Raw genomic sequence first — 23924 nt, forward strand, 5'->3', positions numbered from 1 at the left:
CACACGACTTGTTCGTCCGCGCACGTCCTCGCTGGGCCTTCGGGGCTGGCGTGTGCTCGCACCCGAAGCCATGCGAAGACGCTGTCGGCGCCGTGTCGTAGGCGCGAAAGCCTGTGCTCACGGTTTTCCGCCCTGCAAGGCTCGCCGCGCCCGACGCCGTCGCGTCCATCGCTGCCCAACCCGCGGTTCGTGACGATCGCGATCCGCCCCTTGTCCCGGGTCAGGGTATCGCGTACGTACGACAAATCCGAATTTCGGTAAAGTGGAATATTTTGGCGAGCCGGGATTGACAGGCGACGCGGGAAGTTGCGCGGGTGTTTTGCCCGACGGGCAAGACGGCTTCAGCTACTCCGCCGACAACCGCACCATCTGGCGGCCGCCGTTCATTTCCTTGAGGCTGTTGACGAAGTTTTCCGGGCGCTGCCAGCGGTTGGGGACCTTCAATCCCATGTACTCGGCGATGTCGCCGATGAAGCCGGTGCAATTGGTGGTCTCGGCATTCCAGACCGGCGAGCTCGCCTGCAATTTCTTGATATAGGCAAACACACGCTTGGCGTCGGCTTCGTTCAAATAGACGCGGTAGTTCGCGGTCAGGTAATCGGGGTCGAGATCGCCGTAACTCGCGCCGGTCTCCGCCGGCACCCAGGTGAGGTGACCGAGCACATAGGCCCAGGTGTCGCCGGCGGGCGTGAGCCCTGCGACCTCGACGGCGCGCTCGCTGGTCTTGCCGTACCAGACGAAGGCGTGGCCCCAGCTCGCGGCCGTGCGGGCGCGGAAATCGACGTAGTACGGACCTTTCTCAGCGCGCGCGACTGCGCGCCGCGTCGTTTGCGGCGCTGGTCGTGATACGGCGTCGGTCGTGGCAAGCGCGTTTGCGTCAGCAACGCGCTTGTTCGCTTCGTGGGCCGAGGCCGAGGGTGTCGTGCACGCGAGCATGGCCGCGAGCGCGAATCCCGCAAGGATGCAGGGTCCCGATCGATCAGGTTTGTTCGTCACGCTATGCCCCTCGAATGTCGGCCACTCACGCAGAGTCTACGCTTGCTTCTGCGTATTTCGCTGCGCGTCAGTAGCGCGCGGCGACGGGGCCGGGCGCCTTGCCGATCGGGGCCTTTCCAACCGGGCTCTTGCCAATCGGCATCTTGCCGATCGGCGCCTGCTCGGAATAGACCGGAACGGGCTGGCGGCGCGGCAGATCCGCAGCATTCGCAACCGTCACCAGAGCAAGCGTAGCACCCACGACAAATATAATCTTCTTCACAGTCATACCCCTAGAAGGTTTGGTCCAAACACGGCACCGCCGTGCCCCCAGACACGCCTCACAGAAGGGCGGCCGAATGCGTCCACAGTGCGGCATCCGCGCGACATGTTGGCGGCATCTGCCGGGCGCGCGGAGACGTGATGTGTCTGAATGTTCGCCTTCGCGCCCCTCGTTGGTCAGTGATCGGCGCTGAGGCGGAAATGCATCTCGATCTTCGCGGGTGACGCATCGCCCGCCACGCGCCAGGGTGAAAAGCCAGGGGTGGGATCAGGATCGGAGGGGAGATCGATCGGCCAGCTCTGCGTCGGCGAACCCGGAAGCGTCAGGCTGACGGCGCGGTGACGCGTTTTGTACGTCAACGACGTGGAGGCAATGATCGCTTTGCGCTCGCCTTCATGCGCGCGCCAGTTCGGAGGCAAATTGGCATTGGCATAACCTGTCGCTTCCTCGACCTCGATGTGCACATCCTCCGCCTTGTCCGGCAGCGTCATGCCGGCGGGAAGGCGAAACTCGATGTGGAGCGTCATGTAGCCGTGACTGAGATAGGGCGAGCGGATGAGTTCGTACCAGCCCCAATAGCCAAGGATTGCCGCGATGAGCAGAACGGTCAGAGCAAAGGGCGCAGAGAGCTGCGTGGTGCGGTGAGGCGTAGTGTCGGAGGTTTCCGTGGGCGGCTGTGGCGTTGCGTTCCGGACCAGGCCGAAGCGCACGAACAGCCAGATGCCGGCGATCAGGCCAACCACACCGCCGATCGGACCGATGTCGAAGAAGGCGCCCATGGCGATGCCGCCATCGCGGTCTGGCCCGGCCAGCGCGATCACCAGTGCGGCAAGGGCGGACCAGCCGGCGAGCGCGCCGAGCAGGGCGGAGAAGAGGCCGAGGATCAAGCGCATGTCCGGATTGGTCGCGCGGATGGGGATCGCGGTTCGAACCATCCCGAAGGATCGGGTGCCTTCACCCGATCCGGTTCAGGGTGTTCCTGATGGTCGAGAAGATGCCGCCGATGTCTTTTCGCAGGCCGTCGAGCGCGTTGAAATTGTCGAAGATGCGGGCGAGGCGGTCCTCGACCTCGCGCTTGCTCTTGGTCAGCGCGTCGACGCGCGAGGCGAGGCTGACGTCGCCGCTCGCCTCGATCTCGCCGACGGTTTTGGCGAGGAGGTCGCGCGTCGTGCCGACGTCCGCGATCATGGCCTCGATTCCGAACACGGGCGCCTTCAGTGGGACGAGGTCAGCCTGCGACTTCGACAGCTCCGTCTTGAAGGCGTTCAGCGTCGCCAGCGTTTCCTGTAAGGCGCCGAGGCGCTGGCGCGACTGGAGAACAAAATCGTTCAGCGCATTCTGGCGGTCGGCAAGCGTCTTGCCCTCGGCGTCGATCTCGACACCGGCGAGCGAGCGTTCGAGCTGGGCCCGACGCTGGCCGAGTTCTTCGAAGTCGAGCCCGATCCCTTTCAGGATGTGGAAGCTGTCGTCGATGCGGGCCAGGCGCTGCTCGATCTCGACCTTGTTCTTCGACAGCGTCTCGACGCGGGTGCCAAGCGGCGCTTCGCCGACGGTTTCGAGCTCGTCGACGCTCTTGACGAGGCGCTCATGGCTAAGGCCCAGCTCGCCAATCAAGGCATTGAGGCCGGCGTCCGAGGCGCGCAGCGGCACCAGCTCGGCGTGGGACTTCGCCAGATCTTCCTTGTACTGGTTCAGGGTCGCAAAGGTGCCCTGGACCGTGCCGACCCGGGATAGCAACGTCGATACGTCGCGCGCGATGTCCTTGAGCCGGTCGGCGAGATTGTTCTTGCGGTCGTCGGTCTCGAGGTCGTGCAGCGAGCGTTCGAGCTGGTTCTGGCGGTCGCGGATCTCGGTGAAAACCGGCTCGACCGCGCGGCGCTGCTCGGCGACCTTGCCCACCATGTCGCGCAGTTCCTGCTGGCGGCGGCGGATTTCGGCGAGCTGGTCGTGCATGTCGGTAGATTCGTTGCGGCCCCGCTGCAGCAGGGCGCGCTGCTCGGTCTCGCCCAGCTTGTCATGGAGGGCGGAGACGGCCTCCCGGGGATCGCTCTCGATCAGATGCTGGACGGTAGCGTCGAGGTGGTTCTGCAGGGCATGAGCGACGACGACGTCCTCGCGGGTCTTCTTGAGGCGGTCGCGCAATGTGTCGAGGCGCCGGTCCTGGCGCGAGAGCCGCCAGGCGGAGGCGCCGATCAGTGCCAGCACCAGAGCCAGGATCGCGCCGGTCGCAAACCGCTGCGGGACAGGCAGGCCTCCGAACCAGGCAGGCAGGTGGCCGACATCGTAACCGAGCGCCTGCTGGGCGAAGATCGCGATGGCGGTGAGCAGAACAAACCAGGCAACCAGGAAAAACAGCCACATCGTGACTTCCTCACGCCGGCACACATTATCGCCATAATTGCTATTGGAGAGCGGAACCGAGATCAAGGGCGGCGCGGGCTTGCCGGATAGGTCCGGTCGCACGATCCACGGCTGAATGCGTCAGCCGATCGGTGGAGGAGAAGTTGGTTGCCGGGATTTCCCGAGCTTGGACGAAGTGTCCGTAGCCTGGATGGAGCGAAGCGCAAGCCGGGTTCTGCAAGCCTTGAGTGCCAGCCCCGGGGTTCGCTTCGCTCCATCCGGGCTACCGCACCGCGTTGGTGGCTACAGCCGAAACTCGTTGGTCAGCTCGCCGATGCTGTCGATCGCGACGGTCACGATGTTCACCGGCTCTTTCATCACGCCGACGCCGACCGAGGTGCCGACGGCAATGAGGTCGCCGGGGAGCAGGGTCATGTCGTGGGAGATCCTGCTGACCAGCTCCTGCGCGGAGAAGATCATGTCCGATATCAGATAGTTCTGCCGCTCCGCGCCGTTGAGGATGGTGCGGACCACCAGCTTTGCCGGATCGAGACCGGTGGCGATGACGGGGCCGAACGGGCCGTAATCGTCGATGCCCTTGGCCCGCGCCCATTGCGGGAAAGTGGGATCGCTGGTCAGGATGTCGTTGGCAGTGATGTCGTTGACGCAGGTGTACCCGAAGATGAAGTTGTCCGCTTCCGCCGGCGACACCCGGGCGCAGGTCTTGCCGATGACGATGCCGAGCTCGCCTTCATACGTGGTCTTGCCGTCGTAATAAGAGGGACGGCGGATCACCGCGCCTGGTGTCGTGATGCTGGTGGTGGCCTTCAGGAGGTAGAGCGGCTCCGGCGGCTCGGGCTGGCTGAGCTTGGCCGCGAGCGCGTGAAAATTGTTCCAGAGCGCGACGATCTTGCTGGGCGCGCAGGGCGCGAGCAGTTCGACCTCCGACAGCGCCAGCGTCTTGCCGGTTGCCGCATGGCGGCCGAACATGTCGCCCTCATGCACGCTGATGCGTGACGAATTCAGCGTGCCGAAGCCGGTGGCACCGCTATTGCGGAAGCGGAGCCATTGTTTGATCTCGCGAGCCATCACGCCACCGCCAGTGCGCGCGGATCCGATCGTGTCGAGATGCCGTCGTAGAGACCGGCGATGCGGGCGCGCTGGGTCACCATCGCCAGCACTGAATCGAGCGCGGGGGTGACGATGCCGGTGAGGCGGCCCATCTCCTGCACGACGGTGACGAGCGGGTCGATCTCCATCGGACGGCCGCGCTCGAGATCCTGGAGCATCGAGGTCTTGTGCGCGCCGACCTTGCGGGCGCCTTCGATGCGGCGCTCGACGTCGACGCGGAATTTGACGCCGAACGTCTCGGCGATGCCTTGCGTCTCCATCATGATCGCGCGCGACAGCGCGCGGGTCGCCGGATCGGTGCAGATCACGTCGAGTGTTGCATGGGTGAGTGCGCTGATCGGGTTGAAGCAGACATTGCCCCACAGCTTGAGCCAGATCTCGTCGCGGATGCGGTCGAGCACCGGCGCTTTCAGCCCGGCTGCGACGAAGAGATCGGCGAGGCGTTGCACGTCCGGGGTGGTCTCGCCGGAGGGCTCGCCGAGCGGAAAGTTGTTGCCGTAGACGTGACGGATCACGCCGGGCGCCTCGATCTCGGTGGCGGGATAGACGATGCAGCCGATGGCGCGCTCGGCGCCGATTTCGCGCCACTGCCGTCCGCCGGGGTCGATGCTCTCCAGCGTCGAATTCTCGTATTGGCCGCCGTGCTTGTAGAAGTACCAATAGGGGATGCCGTTGACGGCGGTGACGATGCGGGTGTGGGGGCCGAGCAGCGGCTGCATTGTCTCGATCACGCCGGTGATCGAGTGCGCCTTCAGCGTGATGATGATGTAGTCCTGCACGCCGAGCTCGGCCGGATCGTCGGTGCAGCGCGGATGCACGGTGTGCTTCTCCTCGCCCGCGAGCAGCGTCAGGCCGCGCTCGCGCATCGCGGCAAGGTGCGCGCCGCGTGCGACGAGGCTGACATCGGCGCCCGCACGCGCGAGCTGAACCCCGAGATATCCGCCGATTGCGCCGGCGCCGTAGATGCAGATCTTCATGGAATCCTCGCGGAGCAGCAGAAGCCGGATTTCGGGACGAAAGATCCGGTCCGGCTCGGAAGGGTCCGAGCCGGGGCCGGTAGTCGCAGGGGAAGTGAGGCGCTTTAAGCTGCTTGCGGCGTGCCGTTGAGTGCTTCGTCGATGACGGCCGCGATGTCGCGCATGCTGATGACCGAGACGAGGCTGTAATCGTCGATGACAGGCAGGTGCCGGATGTGATTCCGGTTCATCAGATGGCGGACGTGCTCGATCGTGTCGCTCGAGGTGCAGGACACGAGTTGCTGCACCGAGACGAGCTGCGAGACCTTGACGTTGACGGCATTGGCGCCGTGCTCGGCGACCGCGCGCACGACGTCGCGTTCGGTGAACATGCCGACCGCGGTGTTACCCTCCGAGCGGACCACGTCCTTCACCACCAGTGCGCTGATGTTGTTGGCGCGCATCAGCTTGGCGGCGATACCCACCGTTTCGTTCATTCGCACCGTGACAACGCGCGGTGTCTTCTTGCGCAGAATGTCTCCGACCAGCATTGCAACCTCCCTGGGTGAATGATGAGGCAAGTGTGGTATACATAATGCCAATCGTCAAGCGTTCGGTTTGGCTGATCCGAAAATTCTTGCGGCAGCAATGCTGACATTTGTCGAGAAGCCAAAAAGAAAGGGGCGCATCGCTGCGCCCCTGCTAACCCGTGCAAGGTGCGTGTTCGTTAGGCCGTCTCGGTCTTGGCGTTCCCCGTCGCGGCGTTGGCGCTCTCGGCTTCCTTGCCGAGGATGAAGGAGCGGCGCATCGGCTTGATCACGAACAGCGCCGTCAGGGCTGCCGTCGCGTTCAGCGCGACTGCGACCACGAACACGGCCTTCCAGCCGTAGGTGGCCGAGATCACGCTTGCGAGCGGAACGAGCAGGGACGCCGTCCCCTTCGCCGTGTAGAGCATGCCGTTGTTGGTGGTTGCAAACTTCGAGCCGAAGGTGTCCCCGCAGGTCGCGGGGAACAACGAGTAGATCTCCCCAAACACGCCGAAATAGACTGCGGTGGCGAGCACGAAGACGACAGGCACGTGGCCATAGGCCGACAGCGTCAGCAGCATCAGCGCGGCGGTGCCGAAGGCGATGAACATGGTGTGCTCGCGGCCGATCGTGTCGGAGACGAAGCCGAAGAAGGGCCGTCCGAAACCGTCGAAGATGCGGTCGAGCGAGATCGCGAACGTCAATGCCGCCATCTGGAAGCCGGCGAGCGTGACCGGCGTGTCGGCGATCTTGAAGTCGTGCGCGATCGGGGCGATCTGCGCCGCGGTCATCAGGCCGCCGGAGGCAACCATGACGAACACAAGATACATCACCCAGAAAACAGGGGTGCGCAGCACCTCGGGCGGGGTAAAGTCGATCTTGGTCTGCGGCAGATTGAGCTGCTTCTTCTTCGGCGGGATCGAAATCCGCGGCGGCTGGATGAAGAAGGCGAGCACGAAGACGATCACGCCCTGGCCGATGCCGAAGGTGAGAAACGCGTGCTGATAGCCGCTCGTTGCGATCATGGTCGCGATCGGCACGACCGTGAGGGCGGCGCCTGCGCCGAAGCCGGCGGCGGTCGCACCGGCAGCAAGGCCGCGGCGATCGGGAAACCATTTCAGTGCGTTGCCGACGCAGGTGCCGTACACCGCGCCCGCGCCCATGCCGCCGATGATCGCGGCCGCGTAAAGCAAGGTGAGGCTATCGGCATAGGAGTTGAGAATCCAGGACAGCGCGATCATGACGCCGCCGAACATGATGACGATGCGCGGGCCGTATTTGTCGACGAACCAGGCCTCGATCGGCACCAACCAGGTTTCGGTGACGACGAAGATGGTGAAAGCGAGCTGGATCGCGGCGCGTCCCCAATGGTGCGCGTGATCGATCGGATCGACGAACAGCGTCCAGCCATATTGCAGGTTGGCGATCATCGCCATGCAGACGATGCCCATGACCAGCTGGAGCCAACGGAAACCTGTGCGAAGAGGCGCGGCCGTGACAGCGCCATCGGTGCTGGAAATCATCAAAAACCTCCCGAGCGCCTGTCTGGTTCGACACCGGTCGCAAGATGACCTGATGTCGCAATATTGTGGCTTATCGTCGCAAGCGCGATGAGGACCTTGGTATACCATATTCCAGATTGCAAGCCCTATCTTGGCGCGCCACTGACAAAAATATGCGGGGTTCCGTTTGGGAACGGCGGACTCATGAAGACGTTGCGCAAAACGAAAACGCCCGGCCGTGAGGCCGGGCGTTTTGCACGAGAAGGCGCTTTTGGAGCGCGTCAGACAGTCGATTGCGCGACCACCACCTTGCGCCAGGGCTTGAGCACCGCGATCGCCAGCGCCGAGGCCAGGATGTTGGCGCCGGCTGCGATGATGAACACGTTGTCCCAACTGCCCGACGACTGCTGCATGTAGTTGCCGATCGGGACCAGCAGCGCGGCCGTACCCTTTGCGGTGTAGAGCAGGCCGGCATTGGTGGTCGCGAACTTGGCGCCGAACGTATCGGTGCAGGTCGAGGGAAACAACGAGTAGATCTCACCCCAGGCGAAGAACACGAAGCCCGAGAGCAGCACGAACCAGAGCGGATCCTGGCCCCAGAGGTAGAGCATCCAAATGCCGATACCTTCCATGCCGAAGGCGATGAACATCGTGTTCTCGCGGCCGATCATGTCGGAGATCCAGCCGAAGAACGGACGTGTCAGGCCGTTGAGCACACGGTCAATCGTGGCCGCGAAGGTCACCGCGGTCATGGTCACCGCCATCAGCGTGACCGGCACGTTGTCGATCTTCCAGTCGGCCGCGATCGGCTTCAAATTGGCCGTCACCATCAGGCCGCCGGCGCCGACGATCACGAACATGAAGTACATCAGCCAGAAGATTGGCTGGCGCAGCACTTCGGTCGGCTGATAGTTGCGGCGGGTCTGTTGCAGATTGGCGTTCGCCACCACGCTGGGCACTTGGCCTGCCTTGGGCGCCAGCAGGAAGAAGGCGAGAATGCAGATGATGATGCCTTGTCCGAGGCCGAAATAGAGGAAGGTGGTCTGAAAACCGCTGTCCTTGATCATGGCCTGGATCGGCGCGACGGTCAGCGCAGAGCCTGCACCGAAGCCCGCGGCCGTGATGCCTGCGGCAAGACCGCGCTTGTCCGGAAACCACTTCAGCGCGTTGCCGACGCAGGTGCCGTAGACGCCGCCGGCGCCGATGCCCGCGATGATCATGCCGAGATAGTAGCCGTTGAGCGTGGTCGCCTGCGCGTTGATCGCCCAGCCGGCGGCGCAGAGCACGCCGCCGACCAGGACGACGAGGCGCGGACCGTATTTGTCGACGAACCATCCTTCGATCGGCACGAGCCAGGTCTCGAACAGCACGAACAGGGTAAAGGCCCATTGGATCGACGCGCGATCCCAGCCGAACTTCTTCTGGATGTCGGGGACGAAGAACGTCCAGCCGTATTGATAGTTGGCGATCATCACCATCGCCGCGACACCGACCGCCAATTGCGTCCAGCGATACGTGTCGCTAACGCGCGCGGCTGTCGGGGCGGTTGCTTGCACCATGTCCGTCATAAAGCCTCCCGTGGCGCCTCTCATTTTTCTGCGAGCGCTGGAACGGCATTCTTGTATGCATTATGCCAAGCTTCAAGCGCTGGTCCGGTCACCGTGCGCAAATGCCGCAGGACCTTGCCCGGTTGCGGCTGTGACTCAGGACAGCACAAGTAGAAATGGCCCCGTCATCCGGGGCCATTCATCAAAAGTAGTATGCGGACTGATCTAAAACCGTCTGCCGCTGTGCGCGCAGGGGCGGGAGGCTGCCCGGGTCACAGGCCAAAGCGCGGCAGGTCGCCGTTGTGATTCGAGATCCTGGCGCTCGCCATCAGGAGGCGGTCGATCGTGGCCATCAGACGGGCGAACAGCGAGGAGGAGGGCGCGAGAGCGACGGAAGCGGTCTTGGACATCGAATTCCCTTTCTTGAGACGGTCAGTAGTGCTGTCTCATTTCGAAGGGAAATTTATGTATACCAGATGCCAATGTCTATGCATGCCATTGCATAGCAGCATTTAGCTCTTCGCATTGCAGCATAACAATCCGTTAAATGGGCAGGTTTGAGCGGGATATGCCCAAGACCGGCCGAAACTGAACCATTTGACCGTCGATGTCCAAAAACGGAGCCTTGGCAGCGGTACACGAAGCCGTTAGTGGTCTGCCCCCTTCCAATCATCTGTCAGAGTGGTTCATGTCGAGCGCCTCGCCCGCCGTCTCGATCGGCATCGATTTTGGGACCAGCAACACGGTCGTGGCCCTTGCAGCGGACGACCGCCGGGTCGAAGCCATCCGCTTCGACCATGGCGGACAGCGCCACAGCGTCTTCGTGTCGGCGCTGTGTTTCTGGGAGGACCGGCCGGGCGCCGGCGCCCAGGCCGAAGGCGGCCCGTGGGCGATCGAGCAGTTCCTCGAAGGCCGCCATGTCTACCGCTTCCTCCAGTCGTTCAAGACCTTCGCCGCGAGCTCCAGCTTCAACACCACCCAGGTGTTCCGGCAGCGCTACAAGTTCGAGGATATTTTGGCGGCGTTCCTGCGGACGCTGGCGCGTCATGGCGGCGATAAATTCGGCTTCGAGACGTCCACCATCACGGTCGGTCGCCCCGTCCGCTTCGCCGGCGGCAATCCCGACGAGGCGCTGGCGATGCAACGTTACCGGGCCGCGTTCGAGCGCCTTGGGGCCGGCCACGCCCGCTACGTCTACGAGCCTGTCGGAGCCGCGTTCTCCTTCGCCCGCCGACTGGAGCGCGATGCGACCGTGCTGGTCGCGGATTTCGGCGGCGGCACCAGCGATTTCTCGGTGATGCGGTTCTCGCGTGCCGGCGGGGCCTTGCGCGCCGAGCCGCTCGGCCATGCCGGCATCGGGATTGCGGGCGACACCTTCGATTACCGCATCGTCGATCACGTCGTCTCGCCGCGGCTGGGCAAGGGCTCGAGCTTCCGCTCGTTCGACAAGGTGCTACCGATCCCCACCGGCCACTACACCAATCTCGCGCGCTGGCATCAGCTCGCGATGATGAAGAGCAACGGCGACCTGCGCGAACTCCGGGAGCTTGCGCGCACCGCGGTGAAGCCGGCTCTGCTCGAGGATTTCATCACCATCGTCGATCTCGACCTCGGCTTTGCGCTGTACCGCGCGGTGTCCGACGCCAAGGTCGCACTGTCGGCGCAGGACCAGGTAGAGTTCCGCTTCAAAGGCGGTGGCGTCGACATCGGCTCGACCATCACGCGGAAGAATTTCGAAGCCTGGATTGCCGACGATATCGCGAGGCTCGGGGCTACCGTCGACAAGGTGCTTGGCGAAGCCGGCATTACCGCGCGCGAGATCGAGAAGGTGTTTTTGACCGGCGGCACGTCCTTCGTGCCAGCCGTTCGAAGACTGTTCGCCGAGCGGTTCGGCAACGAACGGCTGATGTCAGGCGACCAGTTCGAGTCGATCGCCTACGGCCTTGCTTTGATCGGACATAGCCCGGATCCCGACCGCTGGACCGCAAGTGGCGGCCTCCAGTCGAGGGCGGGCGCGTAGCCTGCGGTACGCGCGGCCGCCCCTAAGTCCCGTCCGGTCGCTATTGCTTGATCTCAGGCTCGACGAGCTTCGCCAGATTGCGCAGCGATTCCTGCCAGCCGAGATAACATGCCGCCGGCGGGATGATGTCGGGTATGCCGGCCTGCGTGATATCCAGCTCAGTGCCGACGGATACTTTCTTCAGAATCACGGTGACCTGGATCTCGCCTGGCAGATTGGGATCGTCGAACCTGTCGGTGTAGCGGAGACGTTCGCCGGGGACGAGCTCGAGATATTCGCCGCCGAAGGCGTGGCTGTTGCCCGTCGTGAAGTTGCGGAACGACATCTTGAACGTGCCCCCGACCTTCGGCTCGAAATGATGGACGGTGCAGGTGAAGCCGTTCGGCGGAAGCCATTTCGCCAGCGCATCCGCCTCCAGGAAGGCGCGATAGACTTTCTGCGGGCTGGTCGTGAGAACGCGGTGCAGGCGGACAGTGCTGGGCATGATCAGTCTTCCTCGTGAAGCGCCGGGCTCGACGTCAGCGTCTATTGCCAGTTCATGTCCAGATGACGGACGAGGTGCCGCCGATCCGACGGGGCATCTCTAATTTTTTGATGGATCCACGCATGTGGCGCTCGGCAGCCCTCCCAGAGCAGCTCGCCGGGGGCGAGCGATGAGCGCCGAATAGCGCACGTCCTGTACCTACCGCCGGGCTCCCGCGCCGTTAAATTCGGCCAAGCCTTGCAAATAGCGAGGATGTGGTATACGTTGAGGCTGTTCGTTCAGCCGCTGTGCCTTGTTGAATGCGCCCGCGGGCTCCTTTTCCATAGACATCGACGAATAGAATTTGTTCTGCGTGACGAGCACGCGGAACCTGCGCGTATGCGCTTTGGAGAAGAAAATGACGACAGGTACTGTGAAGTGGTTTAACGGCCAGAAGGGCTTTGGATTCATTCAGCCGAACGACGGCGGCAACGATGTGTTCGTTCACATCAGCGCGGTCGAGCGGGCTGGTCTTGCAGGTCTCGCTGAAGGCCAAAAGGTCAACTTCGAGCTCAAGACCGACAAGATGCGGGGCAAGGTCAGCGCCGAGAATCTCTCGCTGGCCTAAAGCCTTGGTGCCGTTTCACGGATGTGCTGAAACGGCCATGCCACCCGCTCGATCCCAGGATTGAGCGGGTTTTTGTCCGTTGCAGAGCAGGGTGAATAATGAGCGCCAAGAGACCGGCCGAACCGTCACCCGAAAGCATCGCGCGTACTAACCGTCAGCGTTTGGCCGCAGAGGAAGGCGCTCGGGCGATGGTGGATGTTGGAAAGCAAGCCGTCGATGTTCGCAAGAACATGGCGCGGCTTCGAGAGCTGCGCGAAGCCAAGGAAGCGGCAGACGCCGCCCTTCAGGCATCATTGCCCGCCGCCACCCCGACGAAGCGCAAGAAGAAGGTGACGCCATAGCTGGCTTCCATTGCGCCGACGACACCTCGGAGAGGGCCGATCACATGCCAAAGAGTGCGGGTCGTGCCTAGAATCAAGTCGGATGGCGGAGGCACCATCACCTTCTTTCTCGCGCTTGGCGCGGGACGACAGATGTGCCGTCTTGCGACGACCTTCCTGACGCAGAAGCAGGCTTTCAGTTATCTTCGCAAGAACCGGACCGAGTTCGAGCGCATGGCGCGGGCGCGGCTCGCTTCTGGTGCAGTCGAAGACGGAATCGTCGTGCTATCGATGCTGTAGGGCAGGCGCAGGTTTCAGTGCCGCGCCTTCAGTGCAATCCGCGATCGGAGTCTGGGACCGACGCTCTTATTCGGAGCCGCTTCCCGGCTTCGCCTCCCGGGCCAATCGCTCCGCTTTCAGCCGTTCGCGATTCTCGTTGAAGGAGTTCTGGTCCTTCGCATAGTCATTGATCGGCTTCTGCGTTGTCGCAGGCTTGAACGCCTTGTTGGCTTCACGCTTGGCGCGATCAGAGGATTGATCTTTCGACATTTAAGCCCTCAATTTGATCAACGAGCGTGGTCCTGGCGAGTGCCGGACGCGACGCCACCTGTGCCCGAACTGAAAGGCCGACTTGCCATCCTCGGAAGCGGAGGCGACCAGTTCTTCAGCGTGGGGCAGGTTCTTTGCGAGGCGTGCTGCACTCGCCGTGGAGATTGCATGCTGGCTTTTCCGGGCATGCTCGCATTTCCGGGAGCACGCCGGTCGAGGAGTAACGGCCGGCCACCGCATCTGTTCCTCGCGAAACAATCTTTAATCCAGCCTTGGCGGCGCGGCAAGCGCGCCGATCGTGCGATGCAGCCTTTGCGCGCCAACAAAAAGGCCGCCGAAGCCGGCGGCCTTTCGCGTCGTGAGATAAGCCCGCTTACTCCGCGGCCTGCTTTTGCGGCGGATCGAGCGCGCCGGACTTGTGGATATCGGCGACCTGATGGTCCGAGAAGCCAAGCACGGTGCGCAGGATCTCGTCGGTGTGCTCGCCGAGCAGCGGGGAGCGCTCCACCTCGCTCGGGGAGTCCGACAGCTTGATCGGGTTGCCGACCGAGATGTACTTGCCGCGGGTGGGGTGGTCGACCTCGACCACGGTGCCGGTCGCGCGCAGCGACTGGTCTTCGGCGATCTCCTTCATCGACAGGATCGGGCCGCAGGGGATGTCGTCCTTGTTGAGGATTTCCATCGCCTCGAACTTCGTCTTCGTCATCGTCCACTGTTCGATGCGGCCGAAGATTTCGTTGAGGCGCGGCAGGCGGACGGCCGGCTTGGCGTAGTTCGGATCGGTCTTCCAGGAGGGCTCACCGATCACGTCGCAGATCTTCTCCCAGACCGGGGCCTGGGTGATGAAGTAGATGTAGGCGTTGGGATCGGTCTCCCACCCCTTGCACTTCAGGATGCGGCCGGGCTGGCCGCCGCCGGAATCGTTGCCCGCACGCGGCACGGCATCACCGAACGGAATGCCTTCGCCGAACTGGCTGTATTCCTTGAGTGGACCATGGGCGAGGCGCTGCTGGTCGCGCAGCTTGACGCGCGCGAGGTTGAGCACGCCGTCCTGCATCGCGGCCGTCACCTTCTGGCCCTTGCCGGAATGGGTGCGCTGATAGAGTGCGGTGACGATGCCGAGCGCCAGATGCAGACCGGTGCCGCTGTCGCCGATCTGCGCGCCGGTGACCAGCGGCAGGCCGTCGCGGAAGCCGGTGGTGGAGGCGGCGCCGCCGGTGCACTGTGCAACATTCTCATAGACCTTGCAGTCTTCGTACGGTCCGGGACCGAAGCCCTTGATCGAGGCGACGATCATCTTCGGATTGATCGCCTGGATCTTCTCCCAGGGGAAGCCCATGCGGTCGAGCACGCCGGGACCGAAGTTCTCGACCAGCACGTCGCACTTCTTGATCAGCTCGGTGAGGACTTCCTTGCCCTTGGGGTTCTTGGTGTCGAGCGTGATCGAGCGCTTGTTGTGGTTGAGCATGGTGAAATACAGGCTGTCCACGTTCGGGATGTCCTGCAGCTGGCCGCGGGTGATGTCACCGACACCTGGACGTTCCACCTTGATCACGTCGGCGCCGAACCATGCGAGCAACTGCGTGCAGGTCGGCCCGGACTGGACGTGGGTGAAGTCGAGAATGCGAACGCCCTCGAGCGCTTTTGTCATCGTGTTGCTCCGTACTCTGATCTACCCCTGCACCCGCAGGGACCTTATGGGTTGAAGGGGAGTGCTTACTTCTTCTTCTGCAGAACGCTCTGCGGATTGAGGTTGCCGATGCGACCGCTTTCGGAACCGGCGGCTGGATCGATCACAGCGTTGATGAGCGTCGGCTTGCCCGAGGCCATGGCTTCGTTGACGGCGCGCTTGAGCTCGTCCGGCGAGGTGGCGTTCACGCCGATGCCGCCGAAGGCTTCCATCATCTTGTCGTAGCGGGCGCCCTTGACGAACACGGTCGTCGCCGGATCGGCGTTGACGCTGTTGACGTCGGTACCGCGATAGATGCCGTCATTGTTGAAGATGACGACGCAGATCGGCAAATTGTAGCGGCAGATGGTCTCGACCTCCATGCCGGAGAAGCCGAAGGCCGAGTCGCCTTCGACCGCGAGCACGGGATGGCCGGTCTCGAGAGCCGCCGCGATCGCCTGACCCATGCCAATACCCATCACGCCCCAGGTGCCGACGTCGAGACGCTTGCGCGGCTTGTACATGTCGATGACGCCGCGGGCGAGGTCGAGCGTGTTGGCGCCCTCGTTGACGAGGATCGCCTCGGGATGATCCTTGATGACGTTCTTCAGCACGCCGAGCGCGCCGTGATAGTCCATCGGCGATTTGTTGTTCATGAGCTTCGGCGCCATCTTGGCGACGTTCTCTTCGCGCTTGGTCGAAATCGCCTTGGTCCATTCGGCCGGCGGGGCGGTCCAGCCCGAAGCCATCGCCTGGTTGAAGGCGGAGACGACCGAGCCGATGTCGCCGACGACGGGCGCGACGATCTCGACGTTGGAGTCCATTTCCCTGGGCTCGATGTCGACCTGGATGAACTTCTTGGGCGCTTCGCCCCAGTTCTTGCCTTTGCCGTGCGAGAGCAGCCAGTTCAGCCGGGCGCCGATCAGCAGCACGACGTCGGATTCTTTCAGCACCGTCGAGCGGGCGGCGCCTGCGCACTGCGGATGCGTATCGGAGAGGAGGCCCTTGGCCATGCTCATCGGCAGGAAGGGGATGCCGCTCTTCTCGACGAAGGTTTTGATCTCCTCATCGGCCTGCGCGTAGGCCGCGCCCTTGCCGAGGATGATGAGCGGACGTTTTGCGCTCTTCAAAACATCAAGCGCGCGCTTGATCGAAGCGGGCGAGGGGATCTGCGCGGGAGCCGCGTCGATCACCTTGACCAGCGACTTCCGGCCGGCATCGGCGTTCATTACCTGACCGAACAGTTTTGCCGGAAGGTCGAGATAGACGCCGCCGGGACGGCCGGAGACGGCGGCACGGATGGCACGGGCAAGCCCGATGCCGATGTCTTGGGCGTGCAGCACGCGATAGGCTGCCTTGCACAGCGGCTTGGCGATCGCGAGCTGGTCCATCTCTTCGTAGTCGCCCTGCTGGAGGTCGACGATCTCGCGCTCGGAGGAGCCCGAGATCAGGATCATCGGGTAGCAGTTGGTGGTGGCGTGCGCGAGTGCGGTGAGACCGTTGAGGAAGCCGGGCGCGGAAACGGTCAGGCAGATGCCGGGCTTCTTGGTGAGGTAGCCGGCGATGCCCGCCGCATAACCGGCGTTCTGCTCGTGGCGGAACGAAATCATGCGAATACCGGCCGCCTGGGCCATGCGACCCAAATCCGTGATCGGGATGCCCGGCACATTGTAGATGGTGTTGATGCCGTTCAGCTTGAGCGCGTCGATGACGAGATGAAAACCATCCGTCAATTCCTGCTCGGTGCCCGGTGCTTCGGACTTGGTCGCGGTATTCAGCATGGGCCTTGTCTCCCTGGTCTCAAGATGCCGTTTCAGGCTTTTGGGGGCGATGCCTCGCCCTTCTGGTGAACGTTGCTGGCTAGAAGAGTTCCTGACCATGCGCTTCGACGTAAGCGGCAAGGCCAAGGGTGTGATCGCGGGCGCGCTTCTCGGCGAGTTCGGTATCGCGCGCCTCCAGGGCTTCGATCATGCCGAGATGCTCGGGTAACGACGTCGCGGTGCGGTCCTTGCGTCCGATCGTCAGTTGCCGATAGCCACGCACGTGCAGCAGCAGGTCGTTGGTGAGATCGACCAGCACCGGCGATTCCGACAGCGAGATCAGCGCCTGGTGGAAGGCGATGTTGGCGCGCGAATATTCCTCGACATGATCCTCGGGGAGGCGGTCTTTGCCAAAATCCTTGAAGTAGTCGCGCAGCGCCGTGATGTCTTTCTTGCGCGCCGTGGCGGTGATGAGACGGGCCGCCATGCTCTCCAGCGCCGCCCAGGCGCGGATCATGTCGACGATCTCGCTCTTGGTCCTTCGCACCACCATGATGCCGCGGCGCGGAACCGTCTTCACGAAACCGTCCTGCTCGAGCATCGCGATGGCTTCGCGGATCGGCGTGCGGCTCACGCCCAGGCGCTCGGACAACGCGCGCTCGTCGAGCATCACCGGCTCGGGCGTCGAGTAAATGTCCATCTTGAGGATGGCTTCCTTCAAGGCGTCATACGCCTTGTTCTTGAAGCTCGACTCCGGGGCAATACGAACGATTGCGATATCTGCCTCGGCCATGTTCGGCAACGCCTTGGTTGGTTTCCGCAGTGACACGACGAATCTCCTCCAGTGGGAGTCGTCTTTTACAGGATTATTAACGGGAAAGTTTTTGGCATACCAAATACCAGAATGTCAAGCTGCCTATTTTTTGCAGCGTTCTAAGGTGCGCTGCAGCTTGACAAGTTGGCTTCTGGCATACCAAATGCCATCGCCAGCCATTTTTGATCCAAGCCGGCGGAGTAATCTCGGCTTTATGCCACTCCGTTCCGCAACATGGAACAGAGCGCGGCGAATGGAAAAGCATCACGGGCAGCCGCAACACGCGCGCGCTTTGAGAACGCAAGAACCAAGGTCAAGGGAGAAGCCACATGTCCAATTCCAAAGATGCCGTCCGCAAGGTGCTTGACCAGGTCAAGGCGGACAAGCGCACCAGCCTGACCGCGCCGGAAGGTAAGCTGGTCTGCGACGCCTATGGCATTGCGGTGCCGAAGGAGGGGGTGGCGAAGTCGGCCGGCGAGGCCGGCAAGATGGCCGCCTCAATGGGCTTCCCGGTGGTGATGAAGATCGTCTCGCCGGACATTCTCCACAAGACCGAAGCCGGTGGCGTCATCGTTGGCCTCAAGTCGGCCGAGGACGCCGAGAAGGCCTACGAGACCATTCTCGGCAACGCCAGGAAGTACAAGTCTGATGCCAAGATCGAGGGTGTCCAGGTGCAGCAGATGCTGGCCGGCGGCACCGAAGTGATCGTCGGGTCGATCACCGACGCCTCGTTCGGCAAGCTGGTTGCCTTCGGTCTCGGCGGCGTGCTGGTCGAAGTCCTGAAGGACATCACCTTCCGCCTCGCGCCCGCGACCAAGCAAGATGCGCTGTCGATGCTCGACGGCATCCAGGCGCATGAAATTTTGAAGGGCGTTCGCGGCGGTGAGCCGGTGAACCGCACCGCGCTCGCCGATGTCATCGTCAAGGTCTCGCAGCTCGTCACCGATTTCCCCGAGATCGTCGAGCTCGATCTCAACCCGGTGTTCGCGACGGCCAAGGACGCGATCGCGGCCGACGTCCGCATCGTCGTCGACTTCGCTTACGTGCCCAAGCCGAAGCCGCGCCCGACCGAAGAGATCGTCGCGGCGATGAGCCGCATCATGCAGCCGAAGGCGGTTGCCGTGGTCGGCGCTTCGGCCGAAGACGGCAAAATCGGCAATTCCGTGATGAAGAATCTCATCAACGGCGGCTACAAGGGTGACATCTACCCGATCCATCCCAAGGCCGCCGAGATCCTCGGCTACAAGGCGTACAAGAGCGTCAAGGACGTGCCCGGCGTGATCGACACCGCGGTGTTCGCAATTCCCGCGAAGTTCGTGGCCGCGGCGCTCACCGAATGCGGCGAGAAGAAAATTCCCGGCGCGGTCCTGATCCCGTCGGGCTTCGCGGAAGCCGGCGCGCCGGAGCTCCAGGCCGAGATCGTCGAAGTCGGCAAGAAATACGACATCCGCCTGATGGGGCCGAACATCTACGGCTTCTATTATACGCCTGCCAATCTCTGCGCGACCTTCTGCACCGCCTATGACGTCAAGGGCCATGCGGCACTGTCTTCGCAATCGGGCGGCATCGGCATGGCCATCATCGGCTTCTCCCGTTCGGCCAAGATGGGCGTGTCGGCGATCGTCGGCCTCGGCAACAAGTCCGACATCGACGAGGACGATCTGCTCGCCTTCTTCGAGCAGGACCCGAACACCAACCTGATCGCGCAGCACTGCGAAGACCTCAAGGACGGCCGCGCCTTTGCGGAAGCGGCAAAGCGCGTCTCCAAGAAAAAACCGGTCATCGTGCTCAAGGCCGGCCGCACCTCCGCCGGTGCGAAGGCGGCCTCGTCGCACACCGGCGCGCTCGCCGGCAACGACAAGATCTACGAGGATGTCCTGGCGCAGTCCGGCGTGATTCGCGCCCGTAGCTTGCGGCAACTGCTCGAGTTCGCGCGCGGCGTGCCGGTGCTGCCGACGCCGAAGGGCGAGAACGTGCTGATCATCACCGGCGCCGGCGGCTCGGGCGTGCTGCTGTCGGACTCCTGCGTCGACAACGGCCTGTCGCTGATGGCGATGCCGGCGGATCTGGATGCGGCCTTCCGCAAGTTCATCCCGCCGTTTGGCGCGGCCGGAAATCCCGTGGACATCACCGGTGGCGAGCCGCCGATCACCTACGTCAATACGGTGAAGCTCGGCCTGACGGACGAGCGCATCCATTCGCTCATTCTCGGCTACTGGCACACCATCGTCACGCCGCCGATGGTGTTCGCCCGCAACATGGTCGAGGTGAAGAAGGAGATGGAGGCCAAGGGCTTCGTGAAGCCGATCGTCGCCTCGCTCGCCGGCGACGTGGAGGTCGAGGAGGCCGCCGAATATCTCTACCAGAACGGCATCCCGGCCTATGCATACTCGACTGAGCTGCCGGTGGAAGTGCTCGGCGCCAAGTACAAATGGGCGCGCGGGGCAGGGCTGCTCTGAGTCGACGATGCCGCTTCGCCTCTCCTCGCGTGCGGGGAGAGGCGAGAACAGTCAGGTCGCGATGAGCAGGAACGTGATCCGGCGCAAATCGATCGAGCCCCGATCGCCATCGGAGGCCGACCACGACGCGCGCGACGGCGGGGTGCAATCCGTCGACCGCGCGCTGTCGATCCTCGAGACATTGTCCGAGGACGACGAGGGCTATCGCCTCAGCGACCTCGCTGTTCGCACCGGGCTCTCCGCCTCGACCGTGCACCGCTTGCTCGCCACGCTGGAAAGCCGCCGCTTCGTCCAGTTCGACCGCGCCGAATCCAAATGGCATGTCGGCGTGCGCAGCTTCACGGTCGGCGCGAGCTTTGCGCGGCGGCGCAATTTCAGCGCCCAGGCCATCCCCTATTTGCGCAAGCTGCGCGATCTTACCCGCGAGACCGCTAATCTTGCCATGGTCGACGACGAGTTCATCATCGTGCTGACCCGCATGGAGAGCCGCGAGATCATGCGTTCGCTGACCCAAGTCGGCGGCCGCGTCCCCATGGTGACCTCCGGCGTCGGGAAGGCGGTGCTCGCGACCTATTCCGACGAGGACGTCGGTGCCGTCATCCGCCATCACGGCATGCCACGCTTGACCGAGAAATCCATCGTGCGGCCGAGCGATCTGTTCAAGGAGCTCGAAAAGATCCGAAAGCAAGGCTACGCGCTGGATGATGAAGAGGCCTGCATGGGCCTGCGCTGCGTTGCCGCGGTGGTCTACAACGACTGCGCCGAGCCGCTCGCGGCGATTTCGGTCTCCGGCATGACGAGCCGGCTGACCGATCAGCGGTTACCGGAAATCGGGCAGATCGTCCGTGATGTTGCTGCCGAACTGACGGCCGCGCTCGGCGGGGCAGTTCCGACACCCCGCTAATCGGAAACCCGGGGTATGTCACTGGACAGTGTCGGCTGTTTTGGCTGATATGCGACCAAACGACACGATGCGGCAAACGTCCGCATGAGCCCGGAGACGTCCCATGTTTCAACTTCCCGCGCGCCTCGTCGGCGCAGCCGTCGCGCTGACCCTTGCGGCAGCGACGCCGGCCTTTGCCCAGCAGCTCGAGCTCAAGCTGATGGCACCGGCGGCGCCGGGCGGTGGCTGGGACCAGACCGCGCGCTCGATGCAGCAGGCGCTGGTCGCTGCCGGCGTCGCACGCAGCGTGCAGGTCACCAACGTTCCCGGCGCAGGCGGCAGCGTCGGCATCGCGCAGTTCGTCAACGGCGCCAAGGGTGACGGCAACCAGCTGATGGTCAACGGCTTCGTCATGGTGGGCGCGCTCGCCATGAACAAATCACCCGTCACGCTCGAACAGGTGACGCCGATCGCGCGCCTCACCGAGGAAATCCAGGTGATCGTGGTGCCGGCGAATTCACCGATCAAGACCGCGCAGGATCTGGCCGCAGCGGTGAAGGCCGACATCGCCAAGGTGACCTTCGCGGGCGGCTCGGCCGGTGGCGTCGATCATGTGATGGCGGCATTGTTCGCCGGCGCCGTTGGCGCCGACGCGAAGAAGATCAACTACATCCCGTTCTCGGGCGGCGGCGAGTCGCTCGCCGCCATTCTCGGCGCGAAGGTCACTGCCGGCATTTCCGGCCTCAGTGAATATGACGGGCAGATCAAGTCCGGCAAGCTGCGCGCGATCGGCGTGACCTCGGAGAAGCGCATTCCAGGCAGCGACATCCCGACCTTCAAGGAGCAGGGCATCGACCTCGTGATCGCCAACTGGCGTTCGGTGGTCGCGCCTCCCGGAATCACGCCGGAGCAGCGCAAGACGCTGAGCGACGCGGTCGAGAAGATGGTGAAGTCGGACGCCTGGAAGGACATCCTCAAGCAGAAGGGCTGGGAGGATGCGTATCTCGGCGGCGACGCCTTCGCCGACTTCCTGAAGAAGGAAACCGTGCGCGTCACCGACGTGCTGAGATCAGTCGGCCTGGTCAAGTCATGACCTCGGGCGATCCGGTCCAGCCGCCGCGGCGCGTTGATCGCGCCGGCGTCGTCATTGCTGCGTTGCTCGCAGGTCTTGCCGCGGTGCTGGTCTGGGACGCGCGCGGCCTGCAATCGACCACGATGTACGGGATGGGGCCGGAAGCCATGCCGGTCGTGATCGCCTCCGGCCTCGCGCTGCTCGCGATCGGCAATCTCATCGACGCGCTGCGCGGTCATTTGCCGGCGCGCGAGAGCGCCGATCCTGTGCCTGTGGTCTTGATCCTCGCTGGTCTTGCGCTGCTGATCGGCATCATTGGCTTCGGCGGCGGGTTCATCCTGGCGACGTCGGCGCTGTTCGTCACGACCTCGGCAGCATTTGGGCGCCGCGCCGTCCTGGTCGATTCCGCCATCGCCCTGGTGATGTCGATCCTCATTTACCTCGCGTTCGACCGGCTGTTGACGTTGAGCCTTCCCGCCGGCCCCCTGGAGCGACTGCTGTGATGGACACTTTTGCCGCGCTGGCGCATGGCATGGCGGTCGCCGTCCAGCCGATGAATCTCCTCTACGCCCTGATCGGCGTGTTCCTCGGCACCGCCGTGGGCGTGCTGCCCGGCATCGGCCCGGCGTTGACGGTCGCGCTGCTGCTGCCGGTGACGTACAAGCTCGATCCCGGCGGTTCGCTGATCATGTTCGCCGGCATCTACTATGGCGGCATGTATGGCGGATCGACCACGGCCATCTTGATCAACACGCCCGGCGAGAGCGCCTCGATGGCGACGGCGCTCGAAGGCAACAAGATGGCCAAGGCCGGCCGCGGCGGGCCGGCGCTCGCGACCTCCGCGATCGGGTCCTTCGTCGCGGGCACCATCGCCACCATCGGGCTTGCCTTTCTCGCGCCGTGGCTGGTCGATTTCGCCGTGCGCTTTGGCCCGGAGGATTATTTCGCGCTGATGTGTGTCGCCTTCGTCACGGTGTCGGCGACCTTCGGCGATTCCCCGATCCGCGGCCTGACCAGCCTGTTCATCGGACTGACGTTGGGCCTCGTCGGCATCGACAAGCTGACCGGTCAGGCGCGGCTTGCGTTCGGAGTGCCCGAGCTGCTCGACGGCGTCGAGGTGACAACGCTCGCGGTCGGCCTGTTCGCGGTGGGCGAGGCGCTCTACGTCGCGTCGCGCCGCCACCACACCGAGGAGAAGCTCGAGCCGGTGCGCGGCTCGCTGTGGATGACCAAGGAAGACTGGAAGCGATCGTGGAAGCCGTGGCTGCGCGGCACCATGTTCGGCTTCCCGATCGGTGCGCTGCCTGCCGGCGGCGCGGAGATCCCGACCTTTTTGTCCTATTCCTGCGAGAAGCGGCTGACCAAATACCCTGAAGAATTCGGCAAGGGCGCGATCGAAGGCGTCGCAGGACCGGAGGCCGCCAACAACGCTTCGGCTGCGGGCACGCTGGTGCCGCTCCTGACGCTGGGATTGCCGACCTCGGCGACGGCCGCGATGATGTTGGCGGGGTTCCAGCAATACGGCCTCAACCCGGGGCCGCTGCTGTTCGCCGAGCGGCCCGACCTCGTGTGGGGCCTGATTGCGAGCCTGTTCATCGCAAATTGCATGCTGCTGGTGCTCAATCTGCCGCTGGTTGGCCTGTGGGTGCGGCTGCTGGCGATCCCGCAACCGTGGCTCTATGCCGGCATCCTGGTGTTCGCGACCATGGGCACCATCGCCGCAAAGCCGTCGGTGGTCGAACTGTCGATGCTGGCCGGCTTCGGCGTGCTCGGCTTTTTGATGCGGCGGTTCGATTTTCCGATCGCGCCCGTCGTGGTGGGCCTGATTCTCGGCCCGATCGCCGAGAGCCAGCTGCGTCGCGCGCTCGCGATCAGCCTCGGCGATCCCATGACGCTGCTCCAGAGCCCGATCTCGGCGACGCTGCTTGCGCTGGCGTTGATCGCGCTGCTGGCACCCTTCGTGCTGAAAGGGATGGGACGCTTCCAGGCGAACGAGGACTAGCCATCCCGACGCGAGCGTCTTCTA

General features: G+C 63.7%; 24 protein-coding genes. 9 read left to right on the top strand and 15 right to left on the bottom strand.

Annotated features, from left to right (window positions below; translation table 11 throughout):
• Positions 1-345: 345 nt before the first annotated feature.
• From IVB47_RS32450 to IVB47_RS32495, 10 genes are all read right to left on the bottom strand, one after another.
• Entirely contained in the window at positions 346-996 is a 651-nt protein-coding gene (locus IVB47_RS32450) for a hypothetical protein (RefSeq protein ID WP_027569137.1), read from the bottom strand.
• Positions 997-1063: 67 nt separating this feature from the next.
• Entirely contained in the window at positions 1064-1264 is a 201-nt protein-coding gene (locus tag IVB47_RS32455; protein WP_247467593.1) for a hypothetical protein, read from the bottom strand.
• Between the two features lie 170 nt (positions 1265-1434).
• Complete coding sequence (locus tag IVB47_RS32460; protein ID WP_247467595.1) at positions 1435-2193, bottom strand: hypothetical protein; 759 nt, start codon at positions 2191-2193, stop codon at positions 1435-1437.
• Between the two features lie 19 nt (positions 2194-2212).
• A complete protein-coding gene (locus tag IVB47_RS32465; protein WP_247467597.1) occupies positions 2213-3619 on the bottom strand; it encodes a hypothetical protein in 1407 nt (468 codons plus the stop codon).
• Positions 3620-3901: 282 nt separating this feature from the next.
• Positions 3902-4687, bottom strand: coding sequence for a fumarylacetoacetate hydrolase family protein (locus IVB47_RS32470; protein ID WP_247467599.1), 786 nt, complete (start codon positions 4685-4687; stop codon positions 3902-3904).
• Positions 4687-5706, bottom strand: coding sequence for a 2-dehydropantoate 2-reductase (locus IVB47_RS32475; RefSeq protein ID WP_247467601.1), 1020 nt, complete (start codon positions 5704-5706; stop codon positions 4687-4689). Before IVB47_RS32475 ends, IVB47_RS32470 begins: the two co-directional genes overlap by 1 nt.
• Before the next feature lie 104 nt (positions 5707-5810).
• A complete protein-coding gene (locus IVB47_RS32480) occupies positions 5811-6236 on the bottom strand; it encodes a CBS domain-containing protein (RefSeq protein ID WP_027569141.1) in 426 nt (141 codons plus the stop codon).
• Positions 6237-6412: 176 nt separating this feature from the next.
• Positions 6413-7735 (bottom strand): oxalate/formate MFS antiporter, encoded by a 1323-nt coding sequence (oxlT, locus tag IVB47_RS32485; protein WP_027569142.1) that lies wholly within the window; start codon positions 7733-7735, stop codon positions 6413-6415.
• A gap of 260 nt (positions 7736-7995) precedes the next feature.
• A complete protein-coding gene (gene oxlT, locus IVB47_RS32490) occupies positions 7996-9282 on the bottom strand; it encodes an oxalate/formate MFS antiporter (protein ID WP_027569143.1) in 1287 nt (428 codons plus the stop codon).
• Between the two features lie 251 nt (positions 9283-9533).
• Positions 9534-9671 carry a hypothetical protein gene (locus tag IVB47_RS32495; protein WP_197031186.1) on the bottom strand — a complete coding sequence of 46 codons (138 nt, stop codon included), beginning with the start codon at positions 9669-9671 and terminating at the stop codon, positions 9534-9536.
• 278 nt (positions 9672-9949) lie between these two features.
• Here IVB47_RS32495 and IVB47_RS32500 point away from each other — a divergent pair, with 278 nt between their 5' ends.
• Complete coding sequence (locus IVB47_RS32500) at positions 9950-11281, top strand: Hsp70 family protein (RefSeq protein WP_247288867.1); 1332 nt, start codon at positions 9950-9952, stop codon at positions 11279-11281.
• 40 nt (positions 11282-11321) lie between these two features.
• On the opposite strand, the gene IVB47_RS32505 is transcribed toward IVB47_RS32500, so the two are convergent.
• On the bottom strand, positions 11322-11765 hold the full coding sequence (locus IVB47_RS32505) for an SRPBCC family protein (protein ID WP_247467603.1): 444 nt from the start codon (positions 11763-11765) through the stop codon (positions 11322-11324).
• 397 nt (positions 11766-12162) lie between these two features.
• On the opposite strand from IVB47_RS32505, the gene IVB47_RS32510 reads away from it, so the two are divergent.
• From IVB47_RS32510 to IVB47_RS32520, 3 genes are all read left to right on the top strand, one after another.
• Positions 12163-12372, top strand: coding sequence for a cold-shock protein (locus IVB47_RS32510; RefSeq protein WP_007593324.1), 210 nt, complete (start codon positions 12163-12165; stop codon positions 12370-12372).
• Positions 12373-12470: 98 nt separating this feature from the next.
• Positions 12471-12713 (top strand): hypothetical protein, encoded by a 243-nt coding sequence (locus IVB47_RS32515; protein WP_007593322.1) that lies wholly within the window; start codon positions 12471-12473, stop codon positions 12711-12713.
• Positions 12714-12767: 54 nt separating this feature from the next.
• Positions 12768-12992 (top strand): hypothetical protein, encoded by a 225-nt coding sequence (locus tag IVB47_RS32520; protein ID WP_027569146.1) that lies wholly within the window; start codon positions 12768-12770, stop codon positions 12990-12992.
• A gap of 66 nt (positions 12993-13058) precedes the next feature.
• On the opposite strand, the gene IVB47_RS32525 is transcribed toward IVB47_RS32520, so the two are convergent.
• The 4 genes from IVB47_RS32525 to IVB47_RS32540 all read right to left on the bottom strand — a co-directional run bounded on the left by IVB47_RS32525 (position 13059) and on the right by IVB47_RS32540 (position 17463).
• Positions 13059-13241, bottom strand: coding sequence for a hypothetical protein (locus tag IVB47_RS32525; RefSeq protein WP_007608360.1), 183 nt, complete (start codon positions 13239-13241; stop codon positions 13059-13061).
• Between the two features lie 373 nt (positions 13242-13614).
• Positions 13615-14892 (bottom strand): formyl-CoA transferase, encoded by a 1278-nt coding sequence (frc, locus tag IVB47_RS32530; protein ID WP_007608365.1) that lies wholly within the window; start codon positions 14890-14892, stop codon positions 13615-13617.
• A gap of 65 nt (positions 14893-14957) precedes the next feature.
• Positions 14958-16691: an oxalyl-CoA decarboxylase gene (gene oxc / locus IVB47_RS32535; protein ID WP_247359825.1), complete on the bottom strand. Its 1734-nt coding sequence runs from the start codon at positions 16689-16691 to the stop codon at positions 14958-14960.
• A gap of 79 nt (positions 16692-16770) precedes the next feature.
• A complete protein-coding gene (locus tag IVB47_RS32540) occupies positions 16771-17463 on the bottom strand; it encodes a GntR family transcriptional regulator (protein WP_197031202.1) in 693 nt (230 codons plus the stop codon).
• A gap of 350 nt (positions 17464-17813) precedes the next feature.
• On the opposite strand from IVB47_RS32540, the gene IVB47_RS32545 reads away from it, so the two are divergent.
• The 5 genes from IVB47_RS32545 (at position 17814) to IVB47_RS32565 (ending at position 23900) form a co-directional block, all read left to right on the top strand.
• Positions 17814-19943, top strand: a complete 2130-nt coding sequence (locus IVB47_RS32545) for an acetate--CoA ligase family protein (protein WP_247288877.1) — start codon at positions 17814-17816, stop codon at positions 19941-19943.
• Between the two features lie 61 nt (positions 19944-20004).
• Entirely contained in the window at positions 20005-20847 is an 843-nt protein-coding gene (locus IVB47_RS32550; protein WP_027569149.1) for an IclR family transcriptional regulator, read from the top strand.
• 103 nt (positions 20848-20950) lie between these two features.
• Entirely contained in the window at positions 20951-21919 is a 969-nt protein-coding gene (locus IVB47_RS32555; protein WP_018458586.1) for a tripartite tricarboxylate transporter substrate binding protein, read from the top strand.
• On the top strand, positions 21916-22401 hold the full coding sequence (locus IVB47_RS32560) for a tripartite tricarboxylate transporter TctB family protein (protein ID WP_085352319.1): 486 nt from the start codon (positions 21916-21918) through the stop codon (positions 22399-22401). The genes IVB47_RS32555 and IVB47_RS32560 overlap by 4 nt, the downstream gene beginning before the upstream one ends.
• Positions 22401-23900, top strand: a complete 1500-nt coding sequence (locus IVB47_RS32565) for a tripartite tricarboxylate transporter permease (protein ID WP_247467605.1) — start codon at positions 22401-22403, stop codon at positions 23898-23900. Before IVB47_RS32560 ends, IVB47_RS32565 begins: the two co-directional genes overlap by 1 nt.
• Positions 23901-23924 lie beyond the last annotated feature (24 nt).

Source organism: Bradyrhizobium sp. 62, from assembly GCF_023073035.1.
Classification (GTDB): domain Bacteria; phylum Pseudomonadota; class Alphaproteobacteria; order Rhizobiales; family Xanthobacteraceae; genus Bradyrhizobium.